The sequence below is a fragment of the Thauera sp. WB-2 genome, from assembly GCF_027594845.1.
GTDB lineage: Bacteria > Pseudomonadota > Gammaproteobacteria > Burkholderiales > Rhodocyclaceae > Thauera > Thauera mechernichensis.
Genome location: NZ_CP088935.1, coordinates 1,102,510 through 1,115,217, shown reverse-complemented (window position 1 = coordinate 1,115,217; position 12,708 = coordinate 1,102,510). Strand labels below are relative to the sequence as shown.

Sequence of the window (12,708 nt, the reverse complement as noted above, 5' to 3'; positions counted from 1 at the left end):
ATTCAAGCCGCCGCAGCCACTTCCGCTGGCGCGCGTGTCGGTGCGGTGTTGTTCCTGATGAAGGCTTCGAACATCAACAAGGTCCACAGCGGCGCGCTGTAATCGCGGGCGCCGGACTGATGAGCGTCGACCAGATGCTGGAGGTAGTCACGGTTGAATATACCGGTCGCGGCCAGGGTTTCGCCCAGCACTGCGTCACGCACGCGCTGCTTGAGCGGGCCGCGGAACCAGCGTGCAAGCGGCACGGCGAAGCCCATCTTCGGACGGTAGAGCACATCGTCGGGGAGGAAGGGCTCCATCGCCTTCTTGAACAGGTACTTGCCTTCGTTGCCCTGGATCTTGAGGCCGGACGGCAGCGTGGCGAGCCATTCGACGAGCTTGTGGTCCATCAACGGTTCGCGCACTTCCAGCGAATGGGCCATGCTGGCGCGGTCGACCTTGGTGTTGATGTCGCCGACCAGGTAGGTCTTGAGATCGAGGTACTGGATGAGGGCGAGCGGATCGTCGGTGTTGGCGGCGCCGGCATGGCGGCGGAAGACCTCGAGCGCGTCGTAACCGCCGAGCCTGGCGCGGAAATCCGCGCTGAAGAGCTTGTCGCGCATGTCGCCGCGCAGGATGGAGACACTGTGAAAGTAGGCCTCGGTGGCGTCGCGCGCCATGGCCTGGAAGGTGGTCTTGGCGCGGAACACCCGCGGCGCCCAGTCAGCCTTGGGATAGAGGCGACCGAGCAGGCCGAACATGGGCCGGCGCACGCCCATCGGCAGCGCAGCGCGCATCTTCTCTTCCATCAGATGCATGCGATAGCGGCGGTAGCCACCGAAGCTCTCGTCACCGCCATCGCCGGACAAGGCCACTGTGACGCGCTTGCGCGCAAGCTGGCACACCCGATAGGTGGGGATGGCGGAACTGTCGGCGTAGGGCTCGTCGTAGAGCGCGGCCAAGGTGTCGATGAGGTCGAAGTCGTCGGACTTGACCGTCTCGACGAAGTGGTTGGTGTGGTAGCGGTCGGCGACCTTCTGGGCAAATTCCGATTCGTTGAACTTGGGGTCGTCGAAGGCGATGGAGCAGGTGTTCACTGGCTCGCTGGAGAGCCCGGCCATGGTGGCGACGACCGCGCTGGAGTCCACCCCGCCTGACAGGAAGGCACCCAGCGGCACCTCGGCAATCATGCGCAGGCGCACGGATTCGCGCAGGCGCTCGGTGAGCTCTGCGGTGGCTTCCTCGAGGCTGATGTCGTTGTCGAGCGTGAAGCTCACGTCCCAGTACTGCCTGGGCTCGGGGATGGGCTGGCCGCGGCGGATGCAGAGCGATTCGCCCGGGCCGAGCTTTCTGGCGCCGCGGAAGATGGTGCGCGGCTCGGCGACGTAGCCCAGCGCAAAGTACTCCTCCACCGCCAGCGGGTCGATGCGGCGATCCAGATCGGGGTGTTGCATCAGCACCTTGAGCTCGGAACCGAAGGCGAGCGTGCCGTCGGGCAGCAGCGCGTAGAACATTGGTTTGACGGCGAGGCGGTCGCGCGCCATGAAGAAGGTGTCGCGGTTGCGGTCGTGCAGGGCGAAGGCGAACATGCCGCGAAAGCGCTGTACGCAGTCCTCGCCCCAGGCCTCCCAGGCGTGCACGATGACCTCGGTGTCGCTGCGGGTGTGGAAGACGTGACCCAGCGCCTCGAGTTCGGGCACCAGCTCCTGGAAATTGTAGATCTCGCCGTTGAACACCACCGCCACCGAGCCGTCCTCGTTGAACAGCGGCTGCTGGCCGGTGGCAAGATCGATGATGGACAGCCGGCGGTGCGCAAGCGCCACGCCGGGCTCGAAGTGGTAGCCGCCTTCGTCCGGGCCGCGATGGTGCTGGACGTCATTCATGCGCTGCATGAGCGCGCGCTCGAAGTCGCGCTTGCCGCGGGTATCGAAAAGGCCGGCGATGCCGCACATGGTCGGGCTTCCTTTAGGATCTGGCAGGCGCTACGCCGGCGCGCTGCAGGAGTTGGTCATACATTGCGGTGTAGCGTGCCACCATGCCGTCGAGACTGAAGCCGTGCTCGACGCGTCGGCGGCCTGCCGCCCCCTGCGTTTGCCGCAATGCAGCATCGGAAGCGTAGCACAGCAGCGCCTCGGCCATGCGATCCGGGTCCTGCGCGGGCACGAGGGAGCCGGTCTCGCCCTCGGCAACCAGCTCGCCGTTGCCGCCGACTGCGGTGGCGACCACTGGCAGGCCGCTGGCCATGGCCTCGAGGATGGTGTTGGAGATGCCTTCGGCCTGCGAGGGCAGCACGAAAACGTCGAGCGCACGCATGACCGCCGGAACATCCGTGCGCTCGCCGGCAAGCCAGACCGCGTCGCCGATCCCGGCGCGGCGGATCTCGGCCTCGACCTCGCCGCGCAGCGGGCCATCGCCGGCAATGATCAGGCGCAGCCTCTGCCCCACCCCACCCCGTGCGCGGGCAAGCTCGAAGGCACGCACCAGGGTGAGTTGGTCCTTGACTGCCTGCAGCCTGCCGACGGTGCCGACGACGACCACGCTCGCATCGGCGAATGGGCTGCCGGCCAGGATCTGGCGCGCACCGGTTGCGGCGGGGGTGAAACGCAGGGTGTCAACCCCGTTGCAGATGCGCTCGACACGCGCGGGCGCGATCCCGACCCGCCCGGTCAGGTAGGACTCGATGTGGCCCGAGAGCGCAACATAGCGGCTCACGAAGGGGCTGTAGAGGCGCCGCAGCACCTGGAACTTGCGCCGAGTGCCGCCAGGGTCGGAGACGTCCCAGCCGTGCTCGCCATGCACCCGCACCGGAACACCCGCCAGACGCGCCGGCACGACCGCCTCGAGCGCGGCCAGGTTGCGGCTGTGCACGATGGCTGGGCGCCGCTCACGGAACAAGCGGTACAGGCGCGGATAGAGCTTGATGCCATGGCCAGCAGGCTTGTGCAGCGACACGAAGCCGACATCCTCACGCCGGATGCGCTCGCAGAACCCTTCGGCACAGCGCGTGAGCGCAACCACCGTGTGGCGGTAGCGTTCCGGCGGCATGCGATTGATGAGGTTGACCACGCCGTTTTCCAGCCCGCCGACATCGAAACTGTAGACGAGGTGCATCACCAGCGGCCGCAGTTCGCGCATCAAGCCACCTGGGACGGTGCAGCGTCGGCGAGTTCGCCGATCACGGTCGGAATGTCCTCCTGGCCGCCGGGCTCGGGCGGTTGCACGTCGAGCAAGCCGTCGAGCACGCGCAGATGCGCCGACCAGCTGTATGCGCGCAGCACGCAGTCAAGCGCCGCCTCACCCATACGGGCACGGCGAGCGTCATCGCCAAGCAGACCGAGCACACGTGCAGCAAGATCCGCCTCGTCGGCAACCACCTCGCAGTCGCGGCCGTTCTGCGCGGCGAGCCCGGCTGCGGGCGCCTGGGTAAGCACCACCGGGCGCGCCATGGCCATGGCCTCGAGCACCTTGTTCTGGATACCGCGCGCAATGCGCAGCGGGGCGACAACGACCTGCGCATGAGCGAGAAAGGGGCGCACATCCGGCACGGTACCCGTGACGACCACGCCGCTGCCCTCGGCAGCCAGTGCCTGCACGGCCGGCGCCGGGTTCATGCCGACGATCCAGAAGCGCACCTGAGGCTGCTCGGCGCGGATGCGCGGCAGCACCTCGCGGGCGAACCAGGTTACGGCATCTATATTCGGCCAGTAATCCATCGCGCCGCTGAACACCAGCACCGGCCCACCCGGCGGATACGGTGACTCGAAACGGTGTTCAGGCGAGAAGTACTCCGCATCGACCCCGTTCTGCATGACGCCGACACGCGCCGAAATCTCGGGCGCCGCGCCACGAAAAAGCTCGGCCTCGGCCTCGGTGACGAACAGGCTGGCATCGCAGCGCGCTGCGCTGGCACGCTCGAAGGCAAGCAAGCGCTCACCCTCACGTCGATACAGCCAGGACATGGGCCAACGCCGGTCACTGGCGTACTGCGACCACTTGGCTGAATCCACGTCGCAGAAGTCGATCACCCGTCGATCGAGTCCAGGCAGATCCAGGTACTGTGCCATCGGCCCCGAGAACGCAACCGCGCTGCGAATGCCGTGCTCGATGACAACCCGGCGCACCCAGGCACGCAAGCGCGGGCTGCGGTAATAGGGCAGGCTCAGCGCCTCGCCGCGCAACAGGCCGCGCAGGCTGGCAATGCGGCGGATACCGGGTTCGATGGGCACCACGCAACTGTGTTCACACCATTTGCGCAAGGCCGGGATGTGCTGCTTGTCGTCGGGATGGTCGACGAAGCAGCCCAGGAAGACGCGGTGGGTCCGCGCAAGCTGGCGCAGGATGTTGAACGAGCGCACCTTGTCGCCCTTGTTGGGCGGGTACGGAATGCGGTGCGTCAGGTAGAGCAGTGGGGGGCGGCTGTCCTCCACCGCCCTACCCCAGGTTACGCACGATATGTGGCCCCAGGCGGTTGGCGACGCCAATGGGCAGACGCTTCCACAGCGCAATGAAGGCGCGGTACTTGGGGTTCATCGGGTTGTTCTGGGGCACGCTGTCGCGCTTGTAGAGACGGTACTCGTAGGACAGCGGCTGCGGCTCGAAGCCCCAGTTCTTCTTGAAGCTGTATGGACCCGTGCCGACCTTGCTGCGACCATAGTCGAAAACCTTGCAGCCGCGCTCGCAGGCGCGCCGCATCAGCTCCCAATACTTGAAGTCGTTGGCAGCGAGATCGCGCGCAGCGGTATCGTCACCCGCGTAGTAGGGCAACACCTCGTCGCGGAAGTAAAAACTGAGCACGCTCGACAGCGGCTTACCCGCCGGGTCGGTCACGGTGAGCACCTCGCAGGCCTCGCCGAAGACCGCCTTGAGGCGTTCGAAGAAGGCCTTGGGCAGCGCGGGCGTGCCATGGCGAAGCACGTTGTCTGCATAGAGGGCGAAAAAGCGCTCGATATCGTCGTCTACGTGGCTGACAAGGCCGTTCTTGATGCCCTTGCGCACCATTGCGCGTTGCTTGCGCGGGATGGCGAGCATATTGGCCTCAACATCGGGCAGCAGGGCCTTGCGGAAGGTGACGTAGAGCTCCTGGCGAGGCCAGTCAGCATGCACCGGCTTCAGGTTACGGTACTCTGTGTGCTGCACACCAAGCGCGGTTGCCAGAGCCTCTGCCCGCATCTCAAGCATGTGGAAGACTTCGGGACCCGCATCGACGTCGGCTGCAATTCCACCATACACGCAGAAAGGCAGCGAGGTCAGCGCATGCCCGAACACGCGGCTACGTACCTCGGCCAAGGGCAGCACGGCAACGATATCGCCCGCGCGCTCGGCATACAGATAGAAGCTGCGGTGCTTGAACACGCCTTCCAGGATGTCGCGCCAAGCCGACAGGTGGAAGAACGTGGCCTGCGGGCACCGGCGCACGAAGTCATCCCAGCGCTCGACCTCGGCAGGGGTGAGCATGCTGACGTGAATCGGCAGTCTGTCCATTGCGCGCATCCCGCTCCAGTCTGGTTCAGGCGGCGTCGCGGAAGACTTCGTCTGCGCGCCCCCAGGAAAAATCGGAAAGCAGGCGATCGAGCCGTGCTTCGGTGTGTTCAAGGTTAATGTAGTGCCGGAAGCGGGTTTTGGCTGTGGCGTCGGTCACACGCGGCTGCTCGGGGTCAATTTCCCAGGGGTGGAAGTAGAAGATCGCCGGCCTGCGATCATCGGCATTGACACGGGCAATCTGCCAGCGCGACAAGGAATAGGGCAACAGACGGAAGAAGCCGCCGCCACCGGCGGGCCAGTTGCGCCCGAACATGCGCACGGTACTGACGGGAACCTCGACCAGTCCGTTGGGCAGGCGCCAGGGGAAGCGTGGCGCATCGGGGATACCGTAGTGGTCGTGTTTGACCGGGTACACGCTGGAGCTGTACCGGTAACCCGCCTCGGCAATGCAGTCGTGCGCCCACAGGTTGGCGGTGCCGATCGAGAAGCTGGGCGCGCGATAACCGGTGACCGGCTGACCGGTGATGTCCTCGAGGACAGCCTTGGCGAGACGGATGTCGGCGCTGAAGGACTCGGGCGTGAGGTCACTGGCACGTTCATGGGCATAGCCATGACTGGCCACCTCATGCCCTGCGCCGGCAATGCGGCGTACCAGCTGCGGATAGCGCTCGGCGACCCATCCCAGGGTGAAGAAGGTACCGCGCGCACCGTGACCGTCGAGCAACTCGAGGATACGGTCGACGTTGCGCTCGACGCGGCAAGGCACACTGTCCCATTGACTGCGCGGAAAGTGCGGCGCAAGCGCGGAGACCTGGAAGTAGTCCTCGACGTCGCAGGTGAAGGCATTGGTGATACGGGAACTCATTGCAGCCTCAGGCCTTGCTGTCGTGGGCGAGCAGCCAGTCGTGCAGGTGGACGGCGATGCGCTCGGCGCAGCGGCCATCCCAGTACTCGGGCACGCGGCCCGCCTTGCCACCGGTCGCGAGCACGCTGTCGGCCGCCGCGATGATGGCTGCAGGGTCCACCCCGACCAGGGTGTTGGTGCCCTGCTCGACCGTGATCGGGCGCTCTGTATTCTCACGGATGGTGATGCACGGCACGCCAAGCGCAGTGGTCTCCTCCTGGATGCCGCCCGAATCAGTCAGCACCATGCGCGCACCGGAGAGCAGACCGAGCATCTCGAGATAGCCCTGCGGCGGCAACAGCAGGAATCCGGGCGTATCGATGCGCCCGAGCATGCCGAAGCGCTCGAGGTTGGCGCGCGTGCGCGGATGCAGCGCGATGACCAGCGGCAACCTGGCACTCACGACATGCAATGCCTCGATGATCGGCCCAAGCACTTCCGCATGGTCGACGTTGGATGGACGATGCAGGGTGACAACACCGTAGCCCCCCTCGATGCGCTGCGGGTCGAGACCGGCCGCAGCCAGCAGGCTGGCGGCGGGTACGGCCTTGGGCAAGCTCGCGCGCAGGCTGTCGATCATGACGTTACCGACGAACACCGCACGCTCGGGGGCAATGCCTTCGCGCGCGAGGTTATCGTGGGCGGAACGCTCGGTCGTATAGAGCACGTCGGATATCTGGTCGGTGAGGATGCGGTTGATCTCTTCGGGCATACGGCGGTCGTTGCTGCGCAGCCCAGACTCCACATGTACCACCGGAATGTGACGCTTGCTCGCAACCAAAGCGCACGCCAGCGTCGAGTTAACGTCACCCACCACGAGCACGGCGCGCGCACCGTGCTCGTCGATGACGGGCTCGAAACGCTTCATGACCTCGGCCGTCTGCACTGCATGCGACCCCGAGCCAACCGCCAGGTTGACGTCGGGCTCGGGGAGCGCCAGGTCGGCGAACAAGCGGTCCTTCATTGCCGGGTCGTAGTGCTGCCCGGTATGCACCAGCAGCGTACGGATCGGCGGATTGTGCGCAGCGAAGGCGCGGATGATGGGTGCAACCTTCATGTAGTTCGGGCGCGCCCCGACCACGCAGATGACCGGAGGTAGCTCATCGATCGGCAACGGGCTCACTGGCGCTCCTCCCCTGCGGGTCTCTCACGACGTACTGCCTGCAGCAACTGGCTGAGCAGGCCGAGGGTGGCGGCGGCAGACTGCTCCAGCCCTGCCAGGCGCGCCTCGATGCGTTGAAGGTCGTAGCCGGCCGCAAGTCCGGCCGCCCGCTCGGCAAGCTCAGGCGACACCTGCAGCCGATCAAGATCCAGCTGGATTGCTTCAATCCCTGCCTGCGCCGTGGCTACGGCATTGACGGCGCTGTCGAGCGCACCCGTGAGGCTTGCGTCCGGACTGCTCTCGGTCGGCAACGGCCGCCGCGGCGCAGCGAACTCCTGCTTGAGCTCATCGATGACCTCGCGAACATCGTACTCCGCGATGACATGACGCTCAGCAATGTAGGCAGCGAGCATGAGCCGGTCGCACAAGGTGTTGATGCGGCGCGGAATGCCCCCTGTGTAGCCGTAGATTGCCGTATAGGCCCCGGGCTGGAAGATCGGATCGCCCGCCCAGCCAACGTGTGTCAGGCGATGCTCGATGTAGCCCTGGGTTTCCTGCAGGTCGAGCGGACCAAGGTGGTAGGACGCGATCACGCGCTGACGCAACTGCTGCATCTCACCGCGCTGCATGATGTCGCGGAACTCGGGCTGGCCGACCAGGAAGCTTTGCAGCAGGGCATGGTCTTCGAGCTGGAAGTTGGACAGCATGCGCAGCTCATCGACCGCCGCCGGCGTGAGGTTCTGTGCTTCATCGACGAGCAGCAGGGCGCGCTTGCCGGCTGCGGCAACCGACACCAGATAGGTTTCGAGCGCGAGCAGCAGCCCCGCCTTGTCGAGGCTTCGGCTGGGCACGCCGAAGGCGGCCGCGACCATGCGCAGCATATCGCTGGCATCGATCTGCGTACTGACGATGTTGGCAGCGACCACCTTGTCCGGATCGAGCTGCTCGAGCAGGCTACGCACGATCGTGGTCTTGCCCGCGCCGATCTCGCCGGTGATGACGATGAAGCCCTCGCTCTGGTGCAGACCGTACTCGAGATAGGCCATTGCACGGCGATGCCCACGGCTGCCATAGAAAAACGCGGGATCGGGGTTGAGCTGGAAGGGCTTGCCGGAAAGCTTGAAGAAGGATTCGTACATCAGGGTTCCGCTTAGAAACGCATGCCGAGCGTGGCCGTGACCGCATTCTCGGTGTAATCGGTACTCCCCTCCGCCTTCTGGTAGCGATAGCGCAGGCCAGCCTGGGTCTGCGGGCCAAGCTGCCGGCTCAGGCCCAGGGAAGCGAGCAGGCGCTTCGTCTCCAGCCCGGAGCTATCTCGCCCCTCGGAGTTCGTCCGGGTCAGGCTGGCATCGAGCGCACTGGTGCCGGTGAGGCGATGGCTCCACGCCACGGTTGCCGAGGTAGTGAGTACGTTGTCGGTGTTCTGGAAGTCATCGGTACCGGGCAGCAGGCTGGAGATGTTGCTGACCAGCGAGCGGTCCGCCCGCGAGACCGAGAAGCTGAGCGTATTGCGCACCCCCAGCAACGAGAAACCCGCACTCAGCGACTGATTGACGTACGCCGCATTGGAGCGCAGCGTAAGCCGCGCAATGCAGTTCAGGAGAAGCTGGAAACGGTCGAGCGGGTCGGTGATCTCAGGAAAGTTCGCCGGATTCGAGACGAAATCCAGGCATGCCTGGCCCGAGGCCTCCGTCAGCCCGGGCCCGAGTTCCTGCGCGGTCGAGGACAGATCCCGACTCGCACTCAGGTACCACACCGAGCGCCGCATGCGGTGATTGAGGCCCAGATTGTAACCACGCCCGAAGAGGCGGTCCTCAACCGTGGCCGTGATCGAAGTACGGTCGGTGGGATACCAGTCAAAACCAGCCCCCACGATATCGCCACTGGTCCTGCGGCCGCTTGCATAGTCGTTGGATTCGTGACCGCCGATTGCACGCAGGCGGAACTGCGGCGACAGGTTTGCAAACAGCGTGCCGCGCAGGGTCTCTGCGCTGCGCGAGCTGCTCTCGGCCGTGCCGCCATCCGAGTCGGTGCGCGTATAGGCCAACCCCCAACCCAGGAAGCGCCGGCCGCCGGGGTCGGAGAGGCGGACGCCCAGGGTCTCGACGTTCTGGTTGCCGAGCCCATCGCTGCCGGAACTGATCCCGCGCGACGAATACTCGACGGCACCGACCGCCGCCTCGCCGAAGCGCAGGTCCGACTCCAGTCGGGGCGCAATCGACCACGTACGCGTTTCACTCGAGCGCTGGCTCGACAGCCGGTCGCCAGAAGCCCCGCCGGAAAACGCCGACAGATTGTTGCGGCTGATGCCGGCGTCGAAATCGATGAAAAGCAGATCCTCTACCGCCTCGAAGCTGCCGCGCCCCTGCAGGCTCAGGTAAGAGCTGTTACGGTCCGTGTCGTCGGCATAGACCAAGTTGCGCAGGCGCGCACTCAGGCCACCGTTGAGCCGGCCACTGGTGCGCGACACGGAGATGCCGGGAGAAACCTCGAAGACCCAGTCCGCCTCGCCGCCTCCCGACGCGCCACCCGCCGCGCCGGCGTTGTCGGTCCAGGTGAGCGAGGTATCGAGGGAGGGCGTGACGGTGACCGACTGTGCGAGCACGCTGCCACAGCCAAGGAGCGCGCCGACAAGCACCCCGATGACAGGCGCACGCCCGACGAGACGGACGTCAGGCAGCTTCCGGGCGGGTTTCCGGCGTTTGTCCATATCCATATCCGTATCCGTAACCGTAGTAACCGCCGACTGCACGCTCGCGCGACTTGTTCAGCACCATGAGCCTGACCGGGCAGCTATCGACGGTGGCGAGCGCCTGTCGCACGTGAGCATGCGTGGTGCGCTCAGCCTCGACCACAATGACGACCTGCCCCATGTGGGTCGCCAGCACGCGGGACTCGGTGGTCACCAGCACCGGCGGCGAATCGAACACGATGATGCGGTCCGAATAGCGGTGGGCCATCTGCGCAAGCATGCTCGTCATCGCCTCGGACGCCAGCAACTCGGTGGCGCGCTGATGCGGCATGCCGGCAGGCAGGATCGACAGCTTGTCGATGTTGGTGCGCAGCATCACGTCACCCAGATCGGGCACCTCGCCCGACAGCACATCCATCAATCCACGCTGGGCGGGCAGACCGAGCTCGCGCAGCACGGATGGGCGCGACACGTCGGCATCGACCAGTAGTACGGTGTAGTCGAGTTCCATCGCCATGCTGATGGCGAGATTGATTGCGTTGAACGTCTTGCCTTCGCCGGGCAAGGCACTGGTGATCATGATCAGGTTGCCGCTCTCGATCGCAGCCGGCCCGGCATCGGTGGCGTTGCGCAGCAAGGGCCGCTTGATGATGCGGAACTCCTCGGCGATCGAACTGCGCGGCTGGTCCGGCGTGACGAAGCCGCGCGCAGCCAATCTTTCCAGGTCGATTCGGATCGAGCGCCCCACAGCCCGGGCCGCCTTGGGGGCATCGTCTGCCGCCGGCGCCGCGGCTTCCGCTGTCCGGATGACCTGCTCAGGCTTGGCCAGGCGGTCTCCCTTGGGAGCGGCATCCGGCGCCGCCGCTGCAGACGGGGCAGGCGCCCGCGCGCCCTCGACTACCACGGCCGCTGCCTGCTGCTCGCCATCGGGCTCGCGGGCCGCTTGCTTGAGCCTGTCCAGGCGCTCGACTGCTTTTTCGATAATGCTCATCGTGTGTATCCGTTCAGCCCTGCAGTATCTTGAGTGCGGCGGTGGCGAAGGCGAAGGCCCCGGCGTAGGCGGCCAGCCCACCTCCGAACGCGATCAGGCCGTTGCGACGCTTGCGCCGGCGCTCAGGCGTCGGCAGCATCGACACCGTACCCAGCACCGGCAGGCCGCTGATCTCGCGCAGCTGACGCGGATCGCCGAAGGACGGTCGCAACTGGCTGATCAGGAAGGTCAGCGCAAACCCGGCCCCCAAGCCCACCAGCGCAGCCAAAGGCAGCAACAGCAGACGATTCGGTGCAGACGGCTTGGTCGGCATCGACGGTGGATCGATGACGCGGAAGTCGGCAATACCAGCCTGGGTGTTCATCTCGGCAGCGATGCTGGCCGACTCGCGGCGCGACACGAGCGCATCGTAGTTGGATTTATGGACGCTGTAGTCGCGATTGAGCTGCGCCATCTCCGTCTCGAGTTGCGGAATACGCTGCGCGTCGGCCTGCAAGGTCTCGAGCCTGCTTTCGAACTCGGTCACGCGAGCACGCAAGGAGGCCACACGCGCTTCTCCCTGGGCCAGTGCAAGCCGCGTCTGCTCGATCCCCGACCCCATGCCAAAACCGCCCATCGGACTGGCGACCGGATTCTCGCGCATCTGCGCGAGGAGATCCTGCTTCTGCTTCTCGAGCTCCTCGATCACTCGCCGAGCACCGACCACATCCGGATGGCGCTCGGTGTAGCGCTGCAGCAAATCGTCGAGGTTGCGCTGAAGCGTCTCGATGCGTGCATCGATCTCCGGGGTGGCCAGCATCGGCGGCGGCGCAAAATCGGCCTCGGACTGCCCGCTTGCCAACTGCTGCTTCATCGCATCACGCGAGTTCTCTGCCTCGCGGAGCTCGAGACGGGCCTGACGCAGCTGCTCGTTAACGTCGGCAATCTGCGTGATGTAGTCGCGCGTGCCGGCGCCAAGCAGCGCCATGTTGCGCAGACGGAAGTCCTTCAGCCGGTTCTCCGCCTCGGTCAGCTTCTGCTCGTAGCTGCGGATCTGCTCCTCGATGAACCTGCGCGCGGCGTCGGCATCCTGGCGGTTGCTCCCCAGGCCCGACTCCACGAACAAGGACAGCAAGGACTGGACTACGCGCTGGGCACGCTCGGGCCTCGTATCGGCGTAGGCGAGGGTGAACAGGTTGTCCCGCCCGGTGGAACGGATCTGCAGATCGCTCATCAGGGCGTTGATCAGCGCCTCGCGCTCCGCCGGACTGCGCACGCCCAGATCAAGGTCGGCCATGGTGATGAGCTTCTCGACGTTCGGCCGGCTGATCAGCGTGCGGCTGAGCATGTTGATCTGCTGACTGACGTTGGGCTGCACCGCGAGGCCCGACATGAGCGGCCGAAGCACGGACTGCGTATCGACATTGATGCGAGCAGTAGACTCGTACTTGTCGGGCATGAGATAGATCGCCACCCCGCCGGCGACGCCGACCAGCCAGGCCAAAGCCAGGCCCCACCAGCGGAATCGCCACATGCCGCGCAGGTAGCCTATGACTTGAGATACGAGTTCTTCCATGTGT

Annotated in this window: 10 protein-coding genes; all 10 read right to left on the bottom strand. The window is 65.7% G+C overall.

Annotated features, from left to right (window positions below):
- Positions 1–2 precede the first annotated feature (2 nt).
- Complete coding sequence (locus LQF09_RS05145) at positions 3–1,931, bottom strand: XrtA/PEP-CTERM system amidotransferase (RefSeq protein ID WP_270069359.1); 1,929 nt, start codon at positions 1,929–1,931, stop codon at positions 3–5.
- A 13-nt stretch (positions 1,932–1,944) separates the two neighbouring features.
- Positions 1,945–3,114 carry a TIGR03088 family PEP-CTERM/XrtA system glycosyltransferase gene (locus LQF09_RS05140; RefSeq protein ID WP_002926890.1) on the bottom strand — a complete coding sequence of 390 codons (1,170 nt, stop codon included), beginning with the start codon at positions 3,112–3,114 and terminating at the stop codon, positions 1,945–1,947.
- On the bottom strand, positions 3,114–4,406 hold the full coding sequence (locus LQF09_RS05135; protein ID WP_270069358.1) for a TIGR03087 family PEP-CTERM/XrtA system glycosyltransferase: 1,293 nt from the start codon (positions 4,404–4,406) through the stop codon (positions 3,114–3,116). Before LQF09_RS05135 ends, LQF09_RS05140 begins: the two co-directional genes overlap by 1 nt.
- A 4-nt stretch (positions 4,407–4,410) precedes the next feature.
- Positions 4,411–5,460, bottom strand: a complete 1,050-nt coding sequence (locus LQF09_RS05130) for a FemAB family XrtA/PEP-CTERM system-associated protein (RefSeq protein ID WP_270069357.1) — start codon at positions 5,458–5,460, stop codon at positions 4,411–4,413.
- A 25-nt stretch (positions 5,461–5,485) separates the two neighbouring features.
- The gene (locus LQF09_RS05125) at positions 5,486–6,325 is read right to left on the bottom strand and encodes an XrtA system polysaccharide deacetylase (protein ID WP_002926893.1); all 840 of its coding nucleotides are present in this window, start codon (positions 6,323–6,325) and stop codon (positions 5,486–5,488) included.
- Positions 6,326–6,332: 7 nt separating this feature from the next.
- Positions 6,333–7,421 (bottom strand): non-hydrolyzing UDP-N-acetylglucosamine 2-epimerase, encoded by a 1,089-nt coding sequence (wecB, locus tag LQF09_RS05120; protein ID WP_270069850.1) that lies wholly within the window; start codon positions 7,419–7,421, stop codon positions 6,333–6,335.
- Positions 7,422–7,483: 62 nt separating this feature from the next.
- The gene (locus tag LQF09_RS05115) at positions 7,484–8,605 is read right to left on the bottom strand and encodes an XrtA/PEP-CTERM system-associated ATPase (protein WP_270069356.1); all 1,122 of its coding nucleotides are present in this window, start codon (positions 8,603–8,605) and stop codon (positions 7,484–7,486) included.
- A gap of 11 nt (positions 8,606–8,616) precedes the next feature.
- Positions 8,617–10,176, bottom strand: a complete 1,560-nt coding sequence (locus LQF09_RS05110) for a TIGR03016 family PEP-CTERM system-associated outer membrane protein (RefSeq protein ID WP_270069355.1) — start codon at positions 10,174–10,176, stop codon at positions 8,617–8,619.
- Positions 10,139–11,149 carry an XrtA-associated tyrosine autokinase gene (locus LQF09_RS05105; RefSeq protein WP_270069354.1) on the bottom strand — a complete coding sequence of 337 codons (1,011 nt, stop codon included), beginning with the start codon at positions 11,147–11,149 and terminating at the stop codon, positions 10,139–10,141. The genes LQF09_RS05110 and LQF09_RS05105 overlap by 38 nt, the downstream gene beginning before the upstream one ends.
- Positions 11,150–11,162: 13 nt before the next feature.
- Positions 11,163–12,704, bottom strand: a complete 1,542-nt coding sequence (locus tag LQF09_RS05100) for an XrtA system polysaccharide chain length determinant (protein WP_002936276.1) — start codon at positions 12,702–12,704, stop codon at positions 11,163–11,165.
- Between the last annotated feature and the right edge of the window lie 4 nt (positions 12,705–12,708).